The sequence below is a fragment of the Hyphomicrobium zavarzinii ATCC 27496 genome (assembly GCF_000383415.1).
GTDB lineage: Bacteria > Pseudomonadota > Alphaproteobacteria > Rhizobiales > Hyphomicrobiaceae > Hyphomicrobium_C > Hyphomicrobium_C zavarzinii.
This window is the reverse complement of record NZ_KB911264.1, coordinates 1-22,390: the sequence shown is the minus strand read 5'-3', so window position 1 is coordinate 22,390 and position 22,390 is coordinate 1. Positions and strand designations below refer to the sequence as shown.

Genomic DNA, 22,390 nt, shown 5'->3' with positions numbered 1-22,390 from the left:
GGGCGGCTCTCAGCATTCTCCGTCCGCTTTCACGCCCGGGAGAGGTGCAGCGGCGCGCCCCTCCCGGACGATGCAGATCGTGGATCAGCGTTTGAACTTTGCTGCTTCCTCCGAGCCGCCGGTGGCGTTTCCGGCGCTGTAGGAGTGGGCGCCGACGCCTGCGAGCTTGCCGCCCTGGACGACCAGGTACTCGTTGCGGATCGGCCTTCCCTCGAAATAGCACTCCAGAATCTCGCGGGTGCCTGCCGCATAACGCGTTTGCGCCGAGAGCGAGGTGCCCGAGATATGGGGCGTCATGCCGTGATGGGGCATCGAGCGCCACGGATGATCCTGCGGCGGCGGCTGCGGGAACCACACGTCGCCCGCGTAGCCTGCAAGCTGGCCGCTTTCCAGTGCGCGTGCGATGGCATCGCGATCGCACAGCTTACCGCGTGCCGTGTTCACGAGATACGCGCCGCGCTTGAAGTTCTTCAGAGACTTCTCGTTGATCATGTGCTCCGTCTCGGGGTGGAGCGGGCAATTCAGCGTGACGACGTCGCAGACCTTGGTGAGGCTTTCGAGGCTCGTGTGGTGCGTGAGGTTCAGCTCCTTCTCGACAGCGTCCGGCAGCTTGTAGCGGTCCATGTAGTGGAGGTGGACATCGAAAGGCTTCAGGAGACGCAGAACGCGAAGTCCGATGCGGCCCGCGGCCACCGTTCCGACGTGCATACCCTCGATGTCATAGGAGCGAGCGACGCAGTCGGCGATGTTCCAGCCGCCCTTGATCACCCAGTTGTAGGACGGGATGTAGTTGCGCACGAGCGACAGCATCTGCATGACGACATGCTCGGCCACGCTGTTCGAATTACAGTACGTGACCTCGGCGACGGTGATGCCGCGATCCATAGCCGCCTGAAGGTCTGTGTGATCGGAGCCGATGCCAGCCGTCACGATCATCTTGAGCTTGGGAGCCTTGGCGATGCGCTCGGCCGTCATGTAGGCGGGCCAGAACGGCTGGGAGATCACGATTTCCGCGTCATGCAGTTCCTGGTCGAGCTTCGAGTTTGCCCCGTCCTTGTCGGACGTCACAACAAGCGTGTGTCCATTCTGCTCGAGGTATTTGCGCAGGCCGAGCTCGCCCGAGACGCTGCCGAGCAGCGTGCCGGGCTGGAAGTCGATTGCCTTCGGCGTGGGTGCCGTCTGGCCATCAGGGTACTTGGTGATTTTCGGAATGTCGTCACGGGCGTAGGTCTTCGGGTAACCGGTCACGGGATCGTCGTACAGGACACATACGATCTTTGCCATTTTCATCTCCATCATGGGTTCAAGTCGATCGAGAGCCGGCGGTCGATGGCAGCAGGCTTTCGGCCATGAGGCAGCGTTTCGGCCGGCGTGGTGCCGGTCGATCCTTTCGATCACGATCGAAGAGGGGCAATGTTGGAACGGTTCCAGATGTGGCCGTTCGGGCGTCGCTCCTCGCGCTTCCTCGCCACTTCGAGCACCGGCCGTTCTCTGCGGCGCATGTGTTTCCGTCGTGGTCGCAGGACAGTCTGACGCAACGCGAGCGCGATCAAACAAATGATGTGAGACGGGTGATCGACGGCGTCGATCAAACTGCGACAGGCGTCAGGCCGCCGAGCATCTGTTCAAGGTCGAGACCATCCGCGCATTTCACGAGCGCATGAGCGAGCGGCGATTGCGGATCGCGGTCGAGCGTCACGAGGCCGATGGTCTGGCTGTGCACGGGATCGACGAGATCGATCAGCGCGAGATCCTCGCAGCCCGCGAAGATGTAGGCGAACGTATGCGGGATGATGCTCGACCATTCGCCGCTTCTCACGTGCGAGCAGACGGCGAGGAACGAGTTGGCGGTGACGGTGGGGTTAAGCTCGACGCCGAGCGATTGTGCGAGCTTGTTCAGAACGCGGCGGTTCTGCATGGCTTCGTGCAGCAGGCATAGATTGTCGTCGACTGCTTCACGCCAGCCGATGGCCGGTTTCTTCGCACGCGGGTTCGCGACGTTGGTCACGAAGATGTAACGCTCGCGGTAAAGCACTTTCTTGCGCACGTTGGCGAGGGGCTCGTTGTCGAGATATGTGATGCCCGCATCGAGCTCGAATTTTTCGAGACCGCTCTGGATCGCGAGGGAGCTCACCGACTGGATGTCGACGGTGACGCCCGGATGCTTCGCGCAGAAGGGCGCTGTGAGGAGTGCGACCGTCGGCATGGCAGCCGGAATGACGCCGAGCCGGAGCGTGCCTTTGAGCCCCTCGCGGTAGGTGCCGACGTCCTGCTTCAGGCTCTCGTAGTCCGCGAGGATCTGGTAGGCCCATTCCGCCACGCGCTCGCCTTCGGGCGTGAGACCCATGAAGCGGGGCTCGCGGATGACGAGCGTCATGCCAAGCTCGCGCTCGAGGGATTTCAGGCCGGCGGAGAGGGTGGATTGCGTGACGTGACAGGTCTCGGCGGCGCGTGCAAAGTGCTTCTCGCGCGCGAGGGCAAGGAGATAAGTCATCTGGCGGATGAACATCGTGCATACCCGTGTCGTTGGTCCGCGGCCCGCGTTCGATATAACGCATTGGATATAACGAGGCGAGATTAACTATCGGCCGCGGGTCGATTGCCGTTCATGCTTCAGCAAGATGGGCGTTATACTTGTTTGAGCAACCGCAACCCGCTCGAATATTCGCCGATCAAGCCTTATATGAAGGGCATCGTGGCTTACGGGGCGGCCTTTGCTCCCGGCAAGCCCGCACGGAGGACTTGATGGATCCCAGGCGTGAAGAGACTGTCATCGTCATCGACAGGCATGGCACGACGACGGAGTTGAAGGGCTGGCGCCGCTGGCTGGCAGCTGGCACGGGCTATCTTGTGCTCGCGCTGGTGGCGCTGGTCGGCATTGCCTTCCTGGTCGGCATCGCGATGACGGCGGCCATGGTGCTGGTGGTGGCCGTTCCGCTTGCCATTGTGCTGGCGCTCATCGCCTACGCGACGGGCTATCTCAAAGTCGATGTGCAGCGCGACAAGTTTTGAGCCTCGATCGCCTGCCTAGCGCCCCCGGGTAATCAGGGAGCCGGGGGCTCCGGCACGTCGATCTCCGGCTCGGCTTCCTTGGGCGCGGCTGCTTCGCGCGGCAGCTTGGTCACCCAGGGCACAACGTTCGTCACGATCTTTCCGAATGCCGTGTCGAGTGCCGCGACGGCGCCGGGCGCATCGACCGATCCCAGCGGCACCTGCTCGTGGAACACCTTCGAGCCCGTGATCTTTCCGCCCGCGCTCAGCATCTTCACGGAGATCTCGACGTCGGCTGCCGGTTTCGGCGCCATCGTGATGGCGAACTGGCGGATCTCGGTCTGCAACTGATCCGACGGCTCCAGGCTGTCGAGCGGGCGCGTGACGGCGGAGAAGCATCCCGATTTCTCGAAGCTCTCGACCATCTTCGACTGGACGACCGAGGGGATGTTATCGGTGAATTGAGCCTTCTCGAAGGGCGCGTTTTCCGGCGGATCGCCGACGACGATCACCTTGTCCGAGTTGAACGCCATGGGCGCTGCGGGTTCCGGGATCACGAGCTGGGGCAGGGAGGCCTCCTTGCAGACCGAGGCCCCTTTGACCGCAGTAAGCGTGTAGATGCCCGGCTTCGCTTTCGCGCCACCCGCGAAGCGCTCCAAACCGGCGAGGATGCCATCGATGCGCTCCGAGTTGCGCGACAGAACGCCCGCAAACGTGCTGATGCCGGCGATGGCGTCATGCAAGGCGGCGCTGTTGTCGTCGATCACCTTGTCGAGACGGTTGAGCGTTGCGCGCGCGGATTGCGACAAGCTCTGGGTGCTTTCCTCGCTTGCGGTCAGCAGCGGAATCTCGCCCGGCGCTGCTGCGACCGGCTGCGCGCCGGTGGCGCCGCCCGTCAGCTCGATGACCGGTGCACCGGTGAGCCCCTGGAAATCGACATTCACCACGGTATCGGCCCGGATGGGCGTGTCCGGGGCGACCGCGATGGTGACGAGCACCTCCTTCGGGGCATCAGGGCTCAGGGTAATGTTGGTGACCTCCCCGACGCGGATGCCGTTGAACAGCACGTTCGAGCCGGTCAGCAGGCCGGAGACGGAGCTCTGGAAGCGCACCTGATAGCTCTGCCGGTTGATGAGCCCGCCGGAGTTGTTCAGCCAGTAGACGAAGGCGAACACGGCCAGCGTGACAGCGAGCACAAAGGAGCCGATCAGGGTGTAGCGTGCCGACGTTTCCATGTTTCGGGCCTCAAGGCTCAGTGTTTTTGCTCATAGGTCATGGCTCATGCCTCTGACCGCGGAGATCCGGCAGTGCCGTGATCGGGACGTGAGAAGAGGGCCGTCGCGCGCCGGCCCCGGAAATACTCTCTCACCCACGGATGCTCGGACTGAAGCATGGTGTCGATCGAGCCCGTCGCCACGACGCGTCCATCGGCAAGCGCGCCGACACGGTCGCAGATCGTTTTCAGGCTTTCGAGGTCGTGGGTGATCATGAAGACGGTGAGACCGAGGGTGCGTTGCAGGGTGCGGATCAACGCATCGAAATCGCCTGCCGCGATCGGATCGAGGCCGGAGGTCGGCTCGTCCAGGAACACCAGCTCGGGATCGAGGGCGAGGGCACGGGCCAGCGCCACGCGCTTTGTCATGCCGCCGGAAAGCTCCGAGGGAAGCTTGTGGTGATCGGCTTTGCGAAGCCCCACCATCTCAAGTTTGGTGGCGGCCATCTCGTCCATGAGGCGTTGCGGCAGATCCAGGTATTCGACCATCGGGAACTGGACGTTCTGCAGCGCGGTGAGCGAGGAAAACAAGGCGCCCTGCTGGAACAGGATGCCCCAGCGGCGCTCGATCTGGCGGCGCTCCGCGTCCGTCGCGGTGTCGAGGCGGGTTCCCAGAACCTCGATGGAGCCGGAGCGGCGTGGCAGGAGCCCGATGATGGTGCGCAGCAGAACGGATTTTCCGCTGCCCGATCCGCCGACGAAGCCAAACACTTCGCCGCGGCGCACCTGGAAGGTGACGCCGTCGAGGATGGTCCGGTTGCCGAGCGCAACGACCAGATCCCGCACCTCGATGACGTTGTCTCCGGTCATGGGCCCTACATGTCGACAGAAGCGAAGAAGACAGCGAAGAGGCCATCGAGAACGATGACAAGGAAGATCGACTTGACGACGGAGGCCGTGGTCTCGCGGCCGAGCGACTCCGCGCTTCCCTTGACCGCAAGGCCCTGCGCGCAGGCCACGACGCCGATCACGAGCGCCATGAACGGGGCCTTGATCATGCCGACCTCGAAATGGGTCAGCGACACCGCTTCCCTCAGCCGTTCGATGTAGATGTCGGGGCTCATTCCGCCGTAGAGCCATGCGACCACGCCGCCGCCATAGAGCGCGGCCATGGAGCCGAGGAACGTCAGGATGGGCAGCGCGATGACGAGCGCCACCACGCGCGGCAGGATCAGCACGTCCATGGGATCGCGGCCCATGGTGCGCAGCGCGTCGATCTCCTCGCGCATCTTCATGGAGCCGAGCTCGGCCGTGTAGGCGCTTCCCGAACGGCCGGCCATCATGATGGCGACGATCAGCACGCCGATCTCGCGCAGGATCAGGATGCCGACCATGTCGACGACATAGGCATCGGCGCCGAACTTGCGGAAATGGAAAAAGCCCTGCTGGGCGATGATGCAGCCGATGAGGAAGGTGATCAGCACCATGATCGGCACGGCCTGCCAGCCGACGCGGTCGAGGTGGTGAAGGGTGGACGTGAGGCGGAAGCTCCTGGGGTTCGCGATCACGCGACCCAGCGATACCACCAAGGCACCCAGCATGGCGGCAAATGCCGTCAGCTCCCGGCCGATGCCCGCAGTCGCGCGGCCGAGCCATTCGATTTTCGCGGGGATGCTGAACGCGTGCTTAGGAGGAGATGCCGGCTTGCGCTCGGAGCGCTGAACCTGCTCGTAGAGTGAATGATAGCGCTCGGGCAGCCCGTAGAGCGTCGCGCGGCCGGGAAGGGCCTCACGGGCTCGTATCAGGCGCTCGATCAGCCAGGCGCCGTAGGTGTCCAGGCTGGTGATGCCGTGCATATTGACGGCGATCGGCTGGTCGGGGGGCGTCGTGCGCACCGTCTCGTCGATCAGCCCATCGAGATTGCGGGCGTTGGCGACGGTCCAGGATCCTTCGGCCGTCAGCTCGATCCTTCCCGATCCGGGCCGTGCGACTAGCGAGGGCGGCGAACCCATCTGACCTTCACCTCCTTGGGGAGCCTTCACGCAGCCGCGTCACTTTCGCGACAGGCTCACCGTGACGCTCTTGAGCGGGATGCCCTGGGTCGCGATGGCCACGTTCTGCTTCGCGCGATCATAGGTGATTGTCATGGTTCCCGCCACGCTGCCGGCGATGGCGAGCGAAAGCTTCGTGTCCGTGAGCTTGCCCGTCACCGCGCCTTCGGCATTGTAGGTCCGCTCTTCCCAGTTGCCGCTCAGCGATGTGCCGTTGGCGCTCAGCTTGGACCGCATCTCGATCTTGTTGGTCTGCCCCGAGCACCGGACGGCGATCCCGAGCTGGGAACCGCTTCCAGTATAGTAGGCATCGCATTTGAGCTTTTCCGAGGTGCCGTCCTGGAGCTTGTAGGTTCCGCTCCCGCCCCAGGATCCGATCAGCGGCTCGAACGTGGGATCGGCAGCGCTCGGCGTGGCGGTGGCGCAAACCAGGAAAAGCGGGGCGGCGAGCACCGGAATTAGGCGAGACAGCAGGCCCGGACGTTGAGGCTTCATCGGTATCCCTCGGGTTTTCGGCGCATCGCGGACCCGCCCCTGCTCGGGTGCCTGATGCTCATCAGTGCTTTGATTCAGCGATCCAACTCGAAAATCGTAGGTGTTCTTTCGCAGTGCGGGATCGTCAGCCGTCCACGAACGAAGCAGCGGCACCAAAAGACACTGAATATGGACAACGTGCAACACCGCATCGTGACAGAACCGCACGTACTGGGGCGGATTGTGGGGAGGGTCTTCTGCCGGACGGGCAGGCTCCCGTGCGCCCTGTCGCGGGCAAACGGAAACGCCCTCCGTACGCGATACGGAGGGCGTGGAACGGCGGTGGTGCCGGGCAGGGCGCAGAGCGCGCTGATAGGTGAGCGATCTCGTCGTTTCAGCGTCCTGGCTCAGCAGGTGTAGCTGACCCAGACGTTCGGCTCCTCGTAGCGGCCGAAGCGGCGCTCGACGTCGATCTCGACGGGAACGAGGGCGCCATCCAGGGCGTAGGAGCCAGTGCGGTCGTAGGTCTGCCTCGACCAGGTTTCCCAGAAATCGAGCGGCTCGTGGACGACCATGGAGCGCTCGCAGGGTCCTACGAGCTTGCCGCCGGACGAGAGGTGGCTGCGAAGCCAGGGATCGTAGATGCGTCCTTCACCATCGGTCCAGGTGATGTAGTCGTCGATCGAGACCCAGGGATGATGGGCTTTTGCCGAGGGGCGAACCGGAGCGACGAGGCCGTGGAGTCCCTTGGATTCGGCCAAATTGAGCAGTGCACGGATCATTATGCGCGCGTAGCCCTTGGACCGGTGAATGGCGGGGACCGAGATGGCGAGAGCGCCGAGCATTTTGTGCGGCGCCTTGGGACGGGCAGCTGTCTCTACAAGCCAGTCCCATCCTTCCGGCGGCAGATCATCGGGGCCGGAGCAGGTGAGGGGGACGCAGTTCGCCACGGCGACGGGATAGTTCGTTTCCTCGTTCACCAGGCAAAGCTGGTAGTCCGCGTATTGCGTGAGAAGATCGGTGTAGAGTTCGAAGTGTGCGCGTGTGTAGTTGAGATAACCCAACTCGCTCCACGCGGCTTGTTCTATCGATAAGGCGGCTTTTCTTAATTCGTCGCTGTCTGCGCGTGTGCGAATTACGAGAGGGGCTTCCATAATGGGCTCGAAACTCTTGTTTTACGCAACTACAACTCGCGGGCCGAAACGCCCTTGTTTCAAGCCTTAATAAAGCGTTAATTCCCGGAAAGCAATGGTAAAATAGTTAACACGCCGATTATGATCAATATGGCACGAAAATAAACCGTCCATTCACGATGATTTGAGAGAAGGCGCGCGAGTCCCCCTCATTAAACAATGACTTAGGCGTTGACGGGGATGATGACGGCGTAGAGTGCCAAAGGACCCGCAAACTAATGTTGTTGGGAGATACAACCGGCCTGTATGAAGGCGATCTCCGCCGGCTGACGAAAGTTATTCGGGCGGTAATTACGTTCTTTGGTCTGCTTTTGCTCGCAGTTATTGCATTTGCAGGTTGGTCGGCAAATCAAACTGCAACTGACAGAGAGCGTACTCTGCTCGAGAATGCGCTCAATCAGAGCATTGCCAACGTGCTCGACGGGCAGAAGAGCGTCGCCTGGTGGGACGATGCGGTACTGAAGATCACCGACGAATCCATCGATCTCGAGTTCACCGATGCGAATTTCGGAATCTTCCTGACCGAGACTTATGGGCATGACGAAGTCTACATCCTCGATGGCCAGGACAAGCCCATCTATGCCTATACGGATGCGCAGCGTACGGAGCCTGGCATCTTCGAGAAGCGGCGCGGGGACGTCTCGCCGGTCATCAACGAGGCGCGCCTCGGCAAGATTTCCAATCTAAAAGAGCGTCCGGACGAATTCGGACAGGCTCAGACCAACTACCGGATCCTCGCGGGTGCCGTGCAGCGAGCGCGTTGGGCGGGTCACATCATTTCCGTCGCCGGCCGTCCGGCCGTGGTGACGGCCATCACGATCGTGCCCAACGTCGATATGTCGGTGCTGACGGGCACGCCCAAGCTTCTCGTCAGTGTGATCTACATCGATGAGAACTTCGTGTCGAAGATCGCCCGATCGCTTCTATTGTCGCGCCTGGCGCTCACGCCCGAGCCGGTGCATGCGAGCGGCGTGCTGTCTCAGCCCTTTATCGGCGATGACAATGTGCAGCTCGGCTACCTGTCATGGGTCGGCCGGCGGCCGGGTCATGTGCTGATCACCATCATTCTGCCCTTGGTGGCCTGTGGTGTGTTCGCTACCGGGTTCCTGTCCAACAACATGTTCCGCCGGCTGCGGCGCGCGTCCGACGAGTTGACGCAGCGCGAGGCGAAGGCGCGCCATGCCTCGCGCCACGACGCTCTTTCGGGGCTTCCCAACCGGCAACATATGGTCGACGAGGTGGAGGCGCGGCTCAGCGCGGCCGACCTCGGTGTTCGGGGCCTGCGGGCGATCGCGGCTTACGTGGACATCGACCGGTTCAAGGACATCAACGACACGCTCGGCCACGAGGCTGGCGACAAGCTGATCAAATCGGTCGCCAAGCGGCTTACGGCGCGCTTGCGCTCTGACGATTTCCTTGCCCGCTTCGGCGGCGATGAATTCGCGGTGCTGTGTCTTTCGACCGATCCCGAGGCAGACCAGCTTCTGGCGCAGCGGATCGCCTCGGCGTTCGAGGAGCCGTTTGCGCTCGACGGACAGATCCTTCAGGTGACCGCCTCGGTCGGCATCTCGATGGCCCCCGAGCATGGCCGATCTGCGGACGAGTTGCTCCGCCACGCCGATATTGCCCTTTACGAGGCCAAGAATCTCGGGCGCAACCGCGCCGTCTCCTTCTCGGCCGAAATGGCCCAGCAGGTGGAAACGCGCCGCTCGATCGAGGTCGACCTGCGGACGGCCATCGAGCGGGAGGAACTGGCGGTTCATTACCAGCCCATCATCTCCTGCCGGACGGGCGCCATCGTCGGCGCGGAGGCTCTGCTGCGCTGGAACCATCCGACGCGGGGGCCGATCTCGCCTGGAACCTTCATTCCCATTGCGGAGACCTCGGGTCTCATGGCTTCGCTCGGAACGTGGATGATCGAGCGCGCGATGCGAGATGCGAAGCAGTGGCCGCAGCTCGAGATCGCGGTCAACCTTTCGCCGGTCCAGTTCTCGCAAACTGATCTCGAAGCCGTCTTGAGGCGTCTCACCGCCGAGCATGGCGTGGCGCCGAAGCGCTTCGTGCTGGAAATAACGGAAGGCGTTCTTCTGGAGGCGACCGATCACACGAAGTCCGTGCTGAACGCGATCCAGGCCATGGGCTTCCGGACCGCGCTCGACGACTTCGGAACGGGCTACTCGAGCTTGGCCTACCTCTGCAATTTCAAGTTCGACAAGATCAAGATCGATCGCTCGTTCGTCACCAACGTCTCCAATGCGCTGACCTCGCGCACGATCGTGCAGTCGGTGGTGTCGCTCGGCCGCGGGCTCGGCATGCAGATCGTGGCGGAAGGCGTGGAGACGGAATACGAAGCGCTGATGATGAGCCATTTCGGCTGCACGGAGCTTCAGGGCTACTATTTCTCGAAGCCCGTCGAAGCGAGCCAGCTCGGCCCGTTGATCGAGCAGTTCGAGCCTCGCCATATGGCGCCGATCGGTGAGCCTGCCAAGCTGCCCTCTCCCGAGAGCGCGACAGCTTGATTTTTCAAGCGCGGTAAGCTCTGTCTTTGTCCGCTGGCGATCACGCGGCAGCAGAGTGAGGCTGATCCGATGGATCGGATATGCTCATTTTGCTGCCTGGCGCACACGCTGCGGCGAGAGGTGCTGGCGTGCCGGTAGAGGCTAGGGGCGGAGCGATGGTCGACAAGGACGAGACGGGCGGGGCGAGCGGAGCCGGCAACGCCGACTATCAGTGGGCGAAATTCGATTCCGAGGCCTACTTCCAGCACTACTACGGCGAGCCACACCCGGATGACGATCTCGTCATTCGCGTCGCGGTGGAGGCGCTGAAGGGCGCGCTGCCTACCGATGAAAAGCTCGATATCGTCGATGTGGGGACCGGTCCGAACCTCATTCCGTTCTTCTGCGCGCTGCCGCGTGCGCGCCGCCTGACCGCTTGGGAGTATGCGGAAACCAACGTCGCCTGGCTCAAGGAGGAGCTGTCTCGCGATGCCATGCGTCCGCAGTGGCAGCACTTCTGGGGCGTGACGCGGGATGCCTACGGCCCGGAATGGCAGTTGCCTGACAATCCCATTCCGGCGTTGCGCGAGATGTGCGTCGTCACGCAGGGCTCGATCTTCGATCTGCCGCGGCAGTCGTGGGATGCCGCGACGATGTTCTTCTGCGCGGAATCGATCACCGGGCGCCAGGACGAGTTCGAAGCCGCCTGCGCCGCTTATGCACGCTCGGTGCGAAAGGGCGGCACGCTTGCCGCGGCTTTCCTCGTGCGCTCGGAGGGCTATGTGGTCGCGGACAGGCCGTTTCCTGTTCTCAAGCTTTCTCCGGAGACGATCGAGGGCGTGTTCCGCCATCATGCGAGCAATGTGCGTGCGGAGCTGATCGGGATCGTCGACCGGGAGATCCGGAGTGGATACTCCGGCTTCATTTTCCTGACCGGTACCGCCGATTGAGGCTCCCTCGTCGCGCTTTCCTCGATACCTAGGGGGACGACAGGGGCTTCAGGCTCTCGATCTCGGCTCTGGTGGCTTCGAGCATCCTGCGGGCGTTGGCCAACTGCTCGAGCAACTCCGGCCCGCTGTTTGATTGTCTCGTTGAGGTCGCTGCTTCAGGGGTGTTTGCGGAGAGAGCGACGATGCTTTTTTCCAGATCCGTGATAACGCGTTCGATGTTGGCGCTGAGGTCGAGATAGGAGGCGAGCGCGGCTTCGATCGATCGCTCCAACGGCTCTGTGCCGTCCCTGGCCATTCGTTGGGGGAATGCGATTACATCGGCCATTGCTTCGCCCGCTGAGGAATGAGACGCCTTTCGCCGTCTTGGCGAAGGTCTATCCTGTCAACGCATGTTTGGGGTGCGGGTTCCGATGGGGCAAGGCCCGCCGCTCTCGTGATCCACGGCGAGCTGGCCCGATCCCGATGCCGATCGGAGCATGTCATTTCGAATCCAATCCATTCATCCTCAGGTTGCGGAGGATCTGGATGCCGCTTCCCCGAAGAGCCGTGAGCGGATCGTGGATGAGGCCTGCTAGCTCGTGCACGCCTTCCCGTGGAACGGGACGGGCGAAGAGATAGCCCTGGCCTTGCTCACAGCCGCTCTCGAACAGCATCTCGCGCTGCCGCTCGTTTTGGATGCCTTCGGCCAGAACCTCGAGGCGGAGGCAGCGGGCGAGGCCGATGATGGCCCTCACGATCGCGGCAGACGCCGGGTCTGTGGCGATGTCGGTCACGAAGCTGCGGTCGATCTTGAGCTTGTCGACGGGAAGCTTCTTCAGATAGGCGAGCGAGGAGTAGCCGGTTCCGAAGTCATCCACCGCGAGCCTCACGCCTGTCGCCTTCAAGGCGTGGAGTGTGGCCAGCGTCGCGCGGTCGTTGCCCATCAGCGTGCCCTCGGTGATTTCGAGCTCGATGTGCTCACCGGCAAGCCCCGTCTGCTGGAGCGCGTTTGCGACCGAGGCCGCGAAGTCGGGATGGTGGAATTGACGCGCGGAGATGTTCACGGCCATGGAGGTGAGTGCGAGACCTTGGTCGCGCCAGGCTTTCATCTGCGCGCACGCCTGCTGCAGCACCCACTGGCCGATGGGTACGATGAGGCCGGTCTCCTCGGCAACGGGGAGGAATTCCGCAGGCGGAATCATGCCTCGTACCGGTTCCTGCCAGCGAATGAGAGCCTCGAAGCCGAAAATGCGCTTGTCGGCGAGCGAGACGAGCGGCTGGAAATGGAGAACGAATTCGTTCCTGCTGAGCGCGTGGCGGAGTTGCGCATTGAGCGCGAGGCGGGAGTTTGCGACGGCCGTGAGGTCTGACGAGTACAGGCGGTATGTCGATTTACCAGCCGATTTTGCCTGATAGAGCGCGGTGTCGGCATGTTGGAGGAGTTGCTCGGGCGTGCCGCTGTCGTGGGGGAAGAAGCTGATGCCGGCGCTTGCGCCAATATAGATCTCCTCTCCGGAGGAAAGGACGAACGGCTCGCCCAGGCTGGCTATGAGCCTTGCGGCGAGAATGCGCGTTGCCTCCTCGGTGGTGTGCTCCAGGAGCACGATGAACTCGTCGCCGCCGAAGCGGGCCAGGAAATCGTTCATCCTGAGGGCCGAGCGGAGCCTCTGCGTCACCAGCGTGAGCAGCTCGTCACCCGCTCCGTGGCCGAGGCTGTCGTTGACGAGCTTGAAGCGATCGAGATCGACGAACACGACTGCGCCCATGCCCCCGTTGACCCGCACCCGTTCGAGCGCTTGATCCAGCTTCGCGCTCAGGAGACGGCGATTGGGAAGGCCCGTCAGCTCATCGTGGTGGGCGAAGTGGTCCAGCTTCAGTTCGGATTTCTTGATGCGGCTGAGGTCGGCGCTGCTGCCGATGAAGTGCGTGATCCGCCCCTCTCTGTTGCGCACGCTGCTGATGGTGAGGAGCGCCGGATAGACCTCGCCATTCTTGCGGCGGTTCCAGATTTCGCCTTGCCAGTATCCCGATTGGCTCACGCGGTGCCACATGTCGCGGTAGAACGCACGGTTCTGCCGGCCCGACTGAAGCGTTCGCATGCTCTTGCCGACGATCTCGAGAGCGGCATAGCCGGTGATGGAGGTGAACGCAGGATTGACGGCGACGACGATGCCGCTCGTGTCCGTGACGACGATGGCTTCCTGGGTCGAGTTGAAAACGGCGGTCGCCAGATTGACGACCGTCTCTGCATTGGGGCGCTCAGGGCCGCAGGTTGCCTGGGGGCGAACCGAGCCAGCGGTTGAGATAAGGTTTTCCATCGCGCCGGTTCCCCTGCTGTAGACTGCGACATGTTCGCCCAGCGGAAGTGAGGGGCCGGTTAACCGAAGGGGGCTTTTTACGCCGTTGAGGATGGCAAAAACCCTATGTTTATCTGCGATGGCACCATCTGGTTGCGAACTAAAACTATCCGCACTCGTCAACTTGACTAAATGAGTTTGCATACTGATATTCCAGCTTCTTTTTGGCGGGGGCTGTATGCTGGCGCTTGAGATCGGGGAACTGCTTCTGCAGCTCAGCAGGGGTATGCTTGCGGAGCGCGAGGGTGACCGGTTAACGTCGGCGCAGTGGCTCGCGCTGCGCTTCTTTTCGAGAGCCAATGTGTTCAGCCGCACACTCTGGGGCCTCGCCGCCTATCAGGCGACGACGCGCGGCACGGCTTCGCAGACCATCAAAGCGCTCGAGCATCGCGGCTACCTCAGGAGAGAGAAGTCTCCCTACGACGGCCGCAGCTCTATTCTCACCGCGACGGAGAAGGCGCAAAAGCGGCTGGCCGAAGACCCGCTGGCGTCGATTTTCAACGATATCGACCATCTGAGCGACCAGAAGCAGGAGCTGCTGCGCGATATTCTGAGGCGGCTCGTTGGGCAGCTCGGCGGCGAGACGCGGCGTCAGGCGGTTGGGAGCTGCCGCGATTGCATCTTCCTGCTGATCCGGCGATTGAAAGCCGAGGGCAACAACGTTCACGTCAACTTCTTCTGCAAGTGCATCGGATTGCCGGTGAAGGAGTGCGATCTGGGATTGCTCTGCACATCCTTCCAGGCCAAGGCCGAGGTGCTTGCGGTTGCTGAAGACGAATTGGAGCGAGGCCGCTAGGCGCTCGCTCCCTTTTCTGGTGACGGGGCGCTTTCCATTCCGCCCGTCTGTACTTATGCGGCCCGCACGGTCGCGAGGAACGATCTCACGGCATCACGCAAGCTGCCGCTTTCGCTCGAAAGCTGCTTGGCGGACGAGAGAACCTGCGAGGAGGCGCTGCCCGTCTCGAAGGCGCCCTTGCTCACGTCCGTGATGCTGGTCGCGACTTCCGAGGTTCCCTTGGCCGCTTCGAGCACGTTGCGGCTGATTTCCTTGGTCGTCGCGCCCTGCTGCTCCACGGCCGCGGCGATGGCGCCCGCAATTTCGGACATGCGGTTGATGGTGCCGGTGATGTCCTTGATCGCGCCGACCGCTTCGCCGGTCGCGGTCTGCATGTCGGAGATCTGAGACGAGATCTCGTTGGTGGCCTTGGCGGTTTGCGCGGCGAGCGCCTTGACCTCCTGTGCGACGACCGCAAATCCCTTGCCGGCGTCACCCGCTCGCGCCGCCTCGATGGTGGCGTTGAGGGCGAGCAGGTTGGTCTGTCCTGCGATCGTGTTGATAAGGCCGATTACGTCGCCGATGCGATCTGCCGAGTGGGAAAGCTCGCTGACGCAGTCGTTGGTTTTCGATGCCTGGTGGACGGCCTGAGACGCGATGATGCTGCTCTCCTGAACTTGCCGGCTGATTTCCTGGACTGTCGAGGAGAGCTGCTCGGAGGCGGCCGCCACACCCTGCACGTTGGTCGAGGTCTGCTCGGAGGCGCTGGCCACGGAACCCGAAAGCGACTGCGTGGTTTCGGCCGTGCGGGCGAGGGAGCCTGCGGCCACCTCGAGCTGAGCGGATGCCGAGGAGACGGTGTCGACGATGCCGCCAACTGCGCGCTGGAATTCGTCGGCCAGCTTGTGCATATCGGCCTTGCGCTGTTCGGCCACGCGGCGCTCGTTATCGCGCCTCTCGATTTCCATCTGCTCGATCTTGAGCAGGTTGTCCTTGAAGATGCGAGCGGCACGCGCGTTCTCGCCGACCTCGTCCTTGCGCTCGGTGAAGGGGACCGCGACGGACTTGTTGCCGTTAGCGAGCTCGAGCAGCACCGCCGAGACGGCGCGAATGGGATTGGCGATGCCGCGGCCGATGAGCCAGGAGAGCACGATGCCGCCGATCAGCCCCGCGAGCGACAGGACAAGGGCGGAGCGCTGGGAGGACGCAATGAGATCGAGCGTCTCGCGCTCCAGCTTGTGCTCCTCCTCGACGCCGCTCACTTTGATATCGCTGGAAAGCGTCGCAATCTCTTCGGCGATCTTGCGCATCTCTCCGTTCACGAGCGTATCGACCTCGTGATAGTCCTCGGCCGCGCCGGCAAAGGCTTCCTGGTACGTGCGGGTGGTGGCAGCGACGTTGTCGTAAGCCTTTCGTGCGTCTTCCGCGAGGTGGAGCTTGCCGATCTGCGCAATGACGGTCGCGAGGTTTCGGAAAGCGCCCTCCGCGGCTTCCTTGGCGCTCTCCTCATGGCGGGCGAGCAGCTTGTTCGCATTCAGCCGGGCGATCATCAGGTGCTGCATCGCCTCATTGCCGAGGATCACGACGTTGGCGTTGCCGCTTCCGGCCCCGCTTTCGATCATGGCGTTGATGTTGCGGTAGAGCGTTTCGCCGGCCGGATCGAGCACATCCTTGATCTGGGTTTTCTGGTCGCGACGGAGCGGGGCCAGTTTGTCGAGGCTCGCAGTGTAGATCTCGAAGTCCTTGCCGATGGCACGCATCTTAGCAAGACGTTCGGGGTTCTTGATTTCGTCGAGCCCCTTGGCGATGTCGGCCGAAAGCTTGTGCCGGATCGCATTTGCCTTCTCGAGATCCTCTTCGTGCCCGTTGATCGAGAATTCCCTCACGAGGCGGCGGAACGCGAGAAACTCACGATCCACATCGCGTGCGATGCCGACCACCTTCACGCGCTGTGCGTAGGTTTCGAACTCATGCCCGAGTGCGACGAGCGTTTTCAGGCTTAGCCCTGCCACGACGATCAAGATGGCCAGGACTGCGGCAAATCCCGCAGCGATCTTGGTGTTGACCTTGAGATTGTTGAAGGCCGTAGCGAGGGCGTTCATTGCCTTATCCTCTTGAATGGGGGTACGGGCTGCGGGGTTCACGGGCTGGCTTCGATGAGGAAGCGATTGTTCTTTCTCTGCACGGGGCGCGCGTTATTCGGGAACAGAGCCGCGAATTTCTGAATCTGGGCCGGAGAGGCTTCGATAGGATCGCGGAAAACGGTCCACACCAGTCCCTCCGAACAAGGCGGCGTGGTGAGAGATCCGGCATAGCGGAAGTGATTGCGCGCGGCAGGAAGCAGGCTCGACGGGTCGATCTCGACATCCGCGACGGTGGCCGCACCTTCGCTGGCCGGCATTCTCGAGAAGATGCTGTCGAGCGCGGGGTTGTGGCTTCCGGATGCAACGAAGACGCCTATGACAGCGAGAGCGCCGTCGGCCGACTTGTGGACCAAATGCAATTCCATGTCGAACGCTTTGCCATCCAGCAAATGCTCGCTTGGGTGATGGAAATGAAACTGTGCGAGATCATAGCGCGTGTCGGCGATGCTGAAGGCGCATCCGGTGCTGCAATCGGCCTGAATGGTATGGCCGTTGTTCAGCACCTTGAACGGGACGTTGTGATAATCGATCGCGAGCGATCCGAGATCGGCTTTCAAAGACCCTGAGAGATCGATAGGCGTCTGCTCCAATCCGAGGCGGCACACCTTGAAATCAGGGGAAAGCTCGCCCCAATGGGCGGGTCCCGTTTGGCCTTCGTAGGACCAATGGGATTTGTGATCCGCTCCGGGAGCATGTGATTGGGCGCTTTCGTTTCCCGCGTGAGCGGAGAAGCCGGAAAGTCCACAGGCGCAACTCGCAGTTGCCATTTTCAGGAAAGTGCGTCTTCCGATGTGCACGAGATTCACCCTCGATTAACATGACTTATTATTTTTCTTTTCGAGCGCCACATTGCCGCAGATATGGCTTATTGAGTGTTAATCCTGTGCTTGAAATCAGATGGTTTATATCAATCCGATGATATTTTTATTCCCTCGTTTGCAATTTGAAATCATTTCCAATGTGGTTCCCTACGTAAAATCTTTACTTTTTAAATAAAGATGCGTATGCGCCACGTTTGGCGCGCGGTGTGGTCGCCTCAAACCAAACTAAAAAGAGCGCGCCTCCGTTCTTCGAAAGCACGCTCTTCGTCTCATCCGGGACGTTTTTGCGGGGAGGCCGCTACGGTGTTACGGCAACCTTCAAGACCCCGTCGCGCTGGTTCGCGAACAGATCATAGGCGTCCTCAATCTGGTCCAGAGTAAAGCGATGGGTGACCAGACCGCCCAGGTCCACGCGGCCGGAGGCGACCACCTCCATCATGCGCCGCATCCGTTCCTTTCCCCCTGGGCACAGTGTGGTGCGGATCGATTTGTCACCGAGGCCGGCGTTGAGAGCGTCCACGGGGATCTTGAGATCGGACGAGTACACACCGACACTCGAGAGCACCCCGCCCGGGCGGAGGACACGGAGGGCGGATTCGAAGGTTCCCTGGGTGCCCAGAGCTTCGATCGAAACGTCGACGCCGCGCCCGTCGGTGTGGCGCAGGATGGCGTCCACCGGGTTCTCCTTCTTGAAGTCTATGACGATGTCGGCTCCCATGCGCTTTGCCATGTCCAAGCGGGCAGGAACGGTATCGACGGCGATGATGGTGGTGGCGCCCATCAGCTTCGCGCCAGCCGTGGCGCAGAGACCGATCGGACCCTGAGCGAAAATGGCGACGGTGTCGCCGATCCTGATCTGGCCGGTCTCGGCGCCTGCAAAACCCGTGGACATGATGTCGGGGCACATGAGGACCTGCTCGTCCTTCACGTCGTCACGGATCGCGGCGAGGTTGGCCATGGCGTCCGGAACACGCAGATATTCTGCCTGGCACCCGTCGATCGTGTTTCCGAACTTCCAGCCGCCGATGGCCTTCCAGCCGTGTTTCGTCCCCGCTCCGTCCTGGGCGCCGCAGCCGCATAGGCACGCGTTGCTCCAGCCTGAAGGGGTGATGGCGCCAGCGATGACGCGCTGGCCTTCGCGGAAGCCTTGCACGCCCGAGCCGAGCTTCTCGATGATGCCGACCGGCTCATGGCCGACGGTCAGCCCTTTTTCGACGGGATATTCGCCTTTCAGGATGTGAACGTCGGTTCCGCAGATCGTGGTGGTGGTGATGCGGATCAGGGCGTCGGTTGGGCCGATGTCCGGCACCGGCTTCTCGTCGAGCACGATGCGTCCCTTTTCGACGAAGATTGCGGCCTTCATCTTCTTGGTCATGTCTCGATACTCCTGTCTGGAACGGGGAACGCCTCCCGGGTGTGGAGCGAGAGCCGCTCGTGGTGCGGTGGCGCTCCGACGCTCCGGTGTTGCGGTCCGCTTATGCGGCCGACCCTTGTTTATTCGCTCGTCGCGCTTGGATCTCTGTTTTGGATCAATGGTCTGGCGTCGCCCTGTGACGGATTTGCGGGTGCGTTCCGGCAAGCCGGGCGGTTTTGTTGTTGCGGTGCGAGGGCCGTGCTAGGCAGGAGAGCGGCTTGGCTGGGGTCTCGGGGGCCCCCTCTTGATCTTCAATGGGCATGTTCACACGCGGCGTGGCGTTTCTCATCGTTTGCTTTCTCGCGTGGGCAGAAGCTGCGGCTGGTGCCGGCGATGCGGGGAAGGGTGCGCCACCCCCGGCGGCTGCTGAAGCGACAGTCGCGACGGACCCCAAGGCTGGCGCGGCTTCAGGGCAGGGCGGCGAGGTGGGCGCAGCGTCCGGCGTTCCTGATGTCTACAAGCTCAACCTTTTGATCCGCACCACGATCATCGCCCTCAACCAGGCGAACGCCACGGGCAACTACTCGGTGCTTCGCGATCTCGCGGCGCCCGGCTTCCAGGAGGCCAACAATCCGGCGCGTCTCGCGGAGATCTTTGCGCAGGTCCGAGGGCGGAACCTGGACCTCTCGCCCATTCTGTTCTTCGAGCCCAAACTCGTGCGCCCTCCGGCCATACAGGCGAATGGCCATCTGAGGCTCTCGGGGTATTTCGAAACGCTTCCCGAGCGGGTGAGCTTCGACCTGGCCTTCGAGCGGAGCGAGAAAGACTGGAAGCTCTTCGGGATCGCGATCGAGGTTGCGGCGCCTCCGCCTTCGCAGAGCGCGACCGCAACGGGCGAGACCCCCGGTCAGCAGGTGTCCCCGCTCGCTTCGTCCCCAAAGGACGCGAAGTCGAACGCGGAGCCGAAAGCCCCTTCGTCCAAGGCGGAGTCCCCCAAGGCGCAGAAGAAACAGCCCTGACGCCTCTGCCCTGCACTCAGCGGGGCGTTTCCTTTCTCAATCGGTCCAGAGGCTTGGGGTGCGCGCCTGGAGCGCAACCCGCATTTCGTTTCGAAACTTGATCGTGGTTTTCTTGCAACGCGCGGCCCGCAAGATGATCAGCCTCCGTGCTTTTGTGTTGAAAAGAGGCGGGCGAGTAGCTCCTTTATGAATCGTCTGTGGACAACCTGTGTGCAAGCCTTGCTTGTCGTGTCGGGTTGAAGCAGGCGCCAACCGGCGCGTTGCGGGGAATATCCGAAGCGCCGGTGTCCCCCAGAGGGCCCGGCTTGCACGGGTGGGGCTGCGCAGTCCGGAGAGCGTTTTGCTCTCCCAAAAGCGAGACAGGGCGCGGGGGCGCGTTCTGCAAACGCCGTGTTTGTCGGCGTCTCGCAATTCGTTTCCAGACCAAAGCGCGGGGTGCGCGGGTTTTTCGGTATGGCGCAAAAGCCGTAGCCGGCAGCGTGTGGCTGCCCGGACGGACGCGTGCGCCCTGATCGAAAGCTCTGGTGGGCAACGTAGTGCGTTCGGGGAGTGGCGTTACATGTCGCGTCGCGTACAGGTTTCAGGTTCTCGCGGTCTTGCCGTTTCGATGCGGCCGCTTCTCTCAACCGTCAGTGCAATCGCGCTCGTCGCGGCTGTGAGCTTCGCGACCGCGGATGGAGCGAGAGCCGAGGAGTGCATAACGGATGTCGCAGCGACCACCGGAAACGCGGCAGGGCCCGGCTCCCACAATCACAGCATTTCTTCTGGCACGGACGGCGCGTCCTCGATAGGCGCGGGCTCCTTTGCGTGCGGACCCGGAGCGCAAGCTGTCGGACAAGGTACGACGGCAATAGGCGACAACGCGCAGGCGGGTTTGGATGGAATTATCGTCGACGTCAACAGCCCATTCACGACCGTCGTCGGCAACAACGCGACGGCAATAGGCATTACGAATGGGACCGTCGTCGGTCAGGATGCCAATATCACAGCGGTCGTTGGCAGCGCGAACAATGGAACCGTCATCGGGCAGGGTGCGAACATCAATGCGCTCGGAGGCAACGCCAACAACGGCACGGTGACGGGGCAGGGTGCGAGCATCAACGCCGTCGTGGGGGGCGATGCCAACAATGGCAGCGTGTTCGGTCACGGAGCGAGCATTACGGCCGTAGCTGGCCTTCATGCAAACAACGGCAGCGTTTTCGGCGACTCCGCCAGCATCCTGAGCAGCAGCGACGCCAGCGTGTTCGGTCAGGGCTCGTCAATCACGCTGAGTAACAACGCCAGTCTTTTTGGTCAGGGCTCATCCATCAGCGGAAGCCCGAATGCCAGCCTCTTTGGATCCGATTCCACGATCGCGCTCAGCCCGAACGGTACGGTCGTTGGCAATGGCGCGTCGTTGGTGGCCGGTCCCAACGGCACCGTGATTGGCCAAGGCGCAAGCGCGAACACATCGGGCAATGCAACTGTCGTCGGTCAAGGTGCGAGCGCGAACAACAGCCTCAACTCGAGCGTTTTCGGTCAGGACGCGCATTCGGATACGAGCTTCTTTTCGACTGCAATTGGCGCCGGTGCGGATACGAGCAACAGCACCGGCTCTGTCGCGCTTGGTGCGGGTGCAGACGCAAGCGGAACGCTCGGTTCCATCGCGATCGGCTCGGCCGCGCTTGCCAACGGTGACGGAACGACTGCTATCGGCACGGGCTCTGGTCAGGGATCGAGTGGGGACGGCAACACGTTTACCGGTGCTTTCTCCGGCCTCAACGTTGTCGGCAACTTGAACACGGCCAATGGTTTCGGTTCAGGTGTCAACGTCATCGGCAATAACAACAGCGCAACAGGCGCTCTCTCGGGCATCGGCGTGACTGGTGATTTCAATGCGGCCAGCGGATCAGGCTCAGGCAACGACGTAACCGGAAGCGGTAACAGCGCAACGGGCGCTCTTGCGGGCAATGGCGTGGAGGGAAGCGGGAATACCTCCAACGGTTTCGTTTCCGGCAATGCGGTTACAGGCGATCTCAATACCGCTGGCGGGGCACTCTCGGGCAACTTCGTGGATGGCTTCGGAAACACATCTTACGGCGCGTTGACCGGGAATGCGATCGGCGGCGACCGCAACAATGCGAGCGGCTTTGCGTCCGGCAATTTCATCTCGGGCGACGACAACCAGGCCGCTGGCACGCTCAGCGGCAACGGTGTGAGCGGTGACCGGAACAACGCGTTCGGGTTCTTTGCAGGAAATGGCGTGAGCGGGAGCGACAACTCCGCCAACGGCACCGGAAGTGGCAATCTCGTGAGCGGTGATTTCAATACTGCGCTCGGGGCTTTCACGGGCAATGGCGTGACGGGAGATCGCAACACCGCCGCTGGCTTCCTGAGCGGTAACTTGGTTGGCGGTTCGGACAACAGCGCGACGGGTACTGCGACGGGCAACATCGTGACCGGCTCGCGGAACGTCGCGGCTGGTGTTGGCTCCGGCAATGTGGTGAGCGGCGACGACAACAATACGACTGGCACGGGGACGGGCAATGTTGTCACCGGTTCGCGCAATGCTGCGAACGGCGTGCTCTCGGG

The 22,390-nt window shown here is 62.4% G+C and carries 18 protein-coding genes; 6 read left to right on the top strand and 12 right to left on the bottom strand.

The window, feature by feature from the left end:
- Positions 1 to 84: 84 nt before the first annotated feature.
- A complete protein-coding gene (locus F812_RS0120485) occupies positions 85 to 1,284 on the bottom strand; it encodes an NAD-dependent formate dehydrogenase (RefSeq protein ID WP_026868320.1) in 1,200 nt (399 codons plus the stop codon).
- Positions 1,285 to 1,588: 304 nt separating this feature from the next.
- Positions 1,589 to 2,509, bottom strand: coding sequence for a LysR family transcriptional regulator (locus F812_RS0120480; protein ID WP_020087854.1), 921 nt, complete (start codon positions 2,507 to 2,509; stop codon positions 1,589 to 1,591).
- A gap of 236 nt (positions 2,510 to 2,745) precedes the next feature.
- Here F812_RS0120480 and F812_RS0120475 point away from each other — a divergent pair, with 236 nt between their 5' ends.
- Positions 2,746 to 3,012, top strand: a complete 267-nt coding sequence (locus F812_RS0120475; protein WP_020087853.1) for a hypothetical protein — start codon at positions 2,746 to 2,748, stop codon at positions 3,010 to 3,012.
- Between the two features lie 32 nt (positions 3,013 to 3,044).
- Here F812_RS0120475 and F812_RS24880 read toward each other — a convergent pair whose 3' ends face one another.
- The 5 genes from F812_RS24880 to F812_RS0120450 form a co-directional block, all read right to left on the bottom strand.
- A complete protein-coding gene (locus F812_RS24880) occupies positions 3,045 to 4,226 on the bottom strand; it encodes an ABC-type transport auxiliary lipoprotein family protein (protein WP_020087852.1) in 1,182 nt (393 codons plus the stop codon).
- Between the two features lie 44 nt (positions 4,227 to 4,270).
- Entirely contained in the window at positions 4,271 to 5,074 is an 804-nt protein-coding gene (locus F812_RS24875) for an ABC transporter ATP-binding protein (RefSeq protein ID WP_020087851.1), read from the bottom strand.
- A 5-nt stretch (positions 5,075 to 5,079) separates the two neighbouring features.
- On the bottom strand, positions 5,080 to 6,216 hold the full coding sequence (locus tag F812_RS0120460; RefSeq protein WP_020087850.1) for an MlaE family ABC transporter permease: 1,137 nt from the start codon (positions 6,214 to 6,216) through the stop codon (positions 5,080 to 5,082).
- 39 nt (positions 6,217 to 6,255) lie between these two features.
- Positions 6,256 to 6,750 carry a hypothetical protein gene (locus F812_RS0120455; protein ID WP_020087849.1) on the bottom strand — a complete coding sequence of 165 codons (495 nt, stop codon included), beginning with the start codon at positions 6,748 to 6,750 and terminating at the stop codon, positions 6,256 to 6,258.
- A 386-nt stretch (positions 6,751 to 7,136) separates the two neighbouring features.
- Positions 7,137 to 7,793, bottom strand: coding sequence for a hypothetical protein (locus tag F812_RS0120450; RefSeq protein WP_020087848.1), 657 nt, complete (start codon positions 7,791 to 7,793; stop codon positions 7,137 to 7,139).
- 347 nt (positions 7,794 to 8,140) lie between these two features.
- Between F812_RS0120450 and F812_RS0120445 the strand changes: the two genes are divergently transcribed.
- Positions 8,141 to 10,441, top strand: coding sequence for a bifunctional diguanylate cyclase/phosphodiesterase (locus tag F812_RS0120445; RefSeq protein WP_083929293.1), 2,301 nt, complete (start codon positions 8,141 to 8,143; stop codon positions 10,439 to 10,441).
- 80 nt (positions 10,442 to 10,521) lie between these two features.
- Positions 10,522 to 11,370: an NNMT/PNMT/TEMT family class I SAM-dependent methyltransferase gene (locus tag F812_RS0120440; protein ID WP_245257732.1), complete on the top strand. Its 849-nt coding sequence runs from the start codon at positions 10,522 to 10,524 to the stop codon at positions 11,368 to 11,370.
- Positions 11,371 to 11,398: 28 nt separating this feature from the next.
- Here F812_RS0120440 and F812_RS0120435 read toward each other — a convergent pair whose 3' ends face one another.
- Both F812_RS0120435 and F812_RS24870 read right to left on the bottom strand, forming a co-directional pair.
- Positions 11,399 to 11,695 (bottom strand): hypothetical protein, encoded by a 297-nt coding sequence (locus tag F812_RS0120435; RefSeq protein ID WP_156827583.1) that lies wholly within the window; start codon positions 11,693 to 11,695, stop codon positions 11,399 to 11,401.
- Positions 11,696 to 11,849: 154 nt separating this feature from the next.
- On the bottom strand, positions 11,850 to 13,667 hold the full coding sequence (locus F812_RS24870; RefSeq protein ID WP_020087844.1) for a putative bifunctional diguanylate cyclase/phosphodiesterase: 1,818 nt from the start codon (positions 13,665 to 13,667) through the stop codon (positions 11,850 to 11,852).
- A 217-nt stretch (positions 13,668 to 13,884) separates the two neighbouring features.
- Here F812_RS24870 and F812_RS25785 point away from each other — a divergent pair, with 217 nt between their 5' ends.
- Positions 13,885 to 14,502 (top strand): MarR family winged helix-turn-helix transcriptional regulator, encoded by a 618-nt coding sequence (locus F812_RS25785; protein WP_020087843.1) that lies wholly within the window; start codon positions 13,885 to 13,887, stop codon positions 14,500 to 14,502.
- Positions 14,503 to 14,555: 53 nt separating this feature from the next.
- On the opposite strand, the gene F812_RS0120420 is transcribed toward F812_RS25785, so the two are convergent.
- The 3 genes from F812_RS0120420 to F812_RS0120410 all read right to left on the bottom strand — a co-directional run bounded on the left by F812_RS0120420 (position 14,556) and on the right by F812_RS0120410 (position 18,821).
- Entirely contained in the window at positions 14,556 to 16,583 is a 2,028-nt protein-coding gene (locus F812_RS0120420; RefSeq protein ID WP_020087842.1) for a HAMP domain-containing methyl-accepting chemotaxis protein, read from the bottom strand.
- Positions 16,584 to 16,621: 38 nt separating this feature from the next.
- Entirely contained in the window at positions 16,622 to 17,392 is a 771-nt protein-coding gene (locus F812_RS0120415; RefSeq protein ID WP_198011249.1) for a carbonic anhydrase, read from the bottom strand.
- Positions 17,393 to 17,744: 352 nt separating this feature from the next.
- Positions 17,745 to 18,821 carry an NAD(P)-dependent alcohol dehydrogenase gene (locus F812_RS0120410; protein ID WP_020087840.1) on the bottom strand — a complete coding sequence of 359 codons (1,077 nt, stop codon included), beginning with the start codon at positions 18,819 to 18,821 and terminating at the stop codon, positions 17,745 to 17,747.
- Between the two features lie 293 nt (positions 18,822 to 19,114).
- On the opposite strand from F812_RS0120410, the gene F812_RS24860 reads away from it, so the two are divergent.
- A complete protein-coding gene (locus F812_RS24860) occupies positions 19,115 to 19,819 on the top strand; it encodes a hypothetical protein (RefSeq protein WP_020087839.1) in 705 nt (234 codons plus the stop codon).
- A gap of 559 nt (positions 19,820 to 20,378) precedes the next feature.
- Positions 20,379 to 22,390, top strand: a 2,012-nt coding sequence (locus F812_RS25780) for a beta strand repeat-containing protein (protein ID WP_198011248.1), incomplete at its 3' end; no start/stop codon positions are given.

What these genes read in the sequence shown, in the direction of transcription:
- F812_RS24860 (WP_020087839.1), top strand. Translation starts at nt 19,115, where the DNA reads ATGGGCATGTTCACACGCGGCGTGGCGTTTCTCATCGTTTGCTTTCTC.
- F812_RS0120435 (WP_156827583.1), bottom strand. Translation starts at nt 11,695, where the DNA reads ATGGCCGATGTAATCGCATTCCCCCAACGAATGGCCAGGGACGGCACA.
- F812_RS0120475 (WP_020087853.1), top strand. Translation starts at nt 2,746, where the DNA reads ATGGATCCCAGGCGTGAAGAGACTGTCATCGTCATCGACAGGCATGGC.
- F812_RS25785 (WP_020087843.1), top strand. Translation starts at nt 13,885, where the DNA reads ATGCTGGCGCTTGAGATCGGGGAACTGCTTCTGCAGCTCAGCAGGGGT.
- F812_RS0120460 (WP_020087850.1), bottom strand. Translation starts at nt 6,216, where the DNA reads ATGGGTTCGCCGCCCTCGCTAGTCGCACGGCCCGGATCGGGAAGGATC.
- F812_RS0120485 (WP_026868320.1), bottom strand. Translation starts at nt 1,284, where the DNA reads ATGGCAAAGATCGTATGTGTCCTGTACGACGATCCCGTGACCGGTTAC.
- F812_RS24880 (WP_020087852.1), bottom strand. Translation starts at nt 4,226, where the DNA reads ATGGAAACGTCGGCACGCTACACCCTGATCGGCTCCTTTGTGCTCGCT.
- F812_RS0120420 (WP_020087842.1), bottom strand. Translation starts at nt 16,583, where the DNA reads ATGAACGCCCTCGCTACGGCCTTCAACAATCTCAAGGTCAACACCAAG.
- F812_RS0120415 (WP_198011249.1), bottom strand. Translation starts at nt 17,392, where the DNA reads ATGGCAACTGCGAGTTGCGCCTGTGGACTTTCCGGCTTCTCCGCTCAC.
- F812_RS0120455 (WP_020087849.1), bottom strand. Translation starts at nt 6,750, where the DNA reads ATGAAGCCTCAACGTCCGGGCCTGCTGTCTCGCCTAATTCCGGTGCTC.
- F812_RS0120410 (WP_020087840.1), bottom strand. Translation starts at nt 18,821, where the DNA reads ATGACCAAGAAGATGAAGGCCGCAATCTTCGTCGAAAAGGGACGCATC.
- F812_RS0120440 (WP_245257732.1), top strand. Translation starts at nt 10,522, where the DNA reads ATGCTCATTTTGCTGCCTGGCGCACACGCTGCGGCGAGAGGTGCTGGC.
- F812_RS24870 (WP_020087844.1), bottom strand. Translation starts at nt 13,667, where the DNA reads ATGGAAAACCTTATCTCAACCGCTGGCTCGGTTCGCCCCCAGGCAACC.
- F812_RS24875 (WP_020087851.1), bottom strand. Translation starts at nt 5,074, where the DNA reads ATGACCGGAGACAACGTCATCGAGGTGCGGGATCTGGTCGTTGCGCTC.
- F812_RS0120445 (WP_083929293.1), top strand. Translation starts at nt 8,141, where the DNA reads ATGTTGTTGGGAGATACAACCGGCCTGTATGAAGGCGATCTCCGCCGG.
- F812_RS0120480 (WP_020087854.1), bottom strand. Translation starts at nt 2,509, where the DNA reads ATGTTCATCCGCCAGATGACTTATCTCCTTGCCCTCGCGCGCGAGAAG.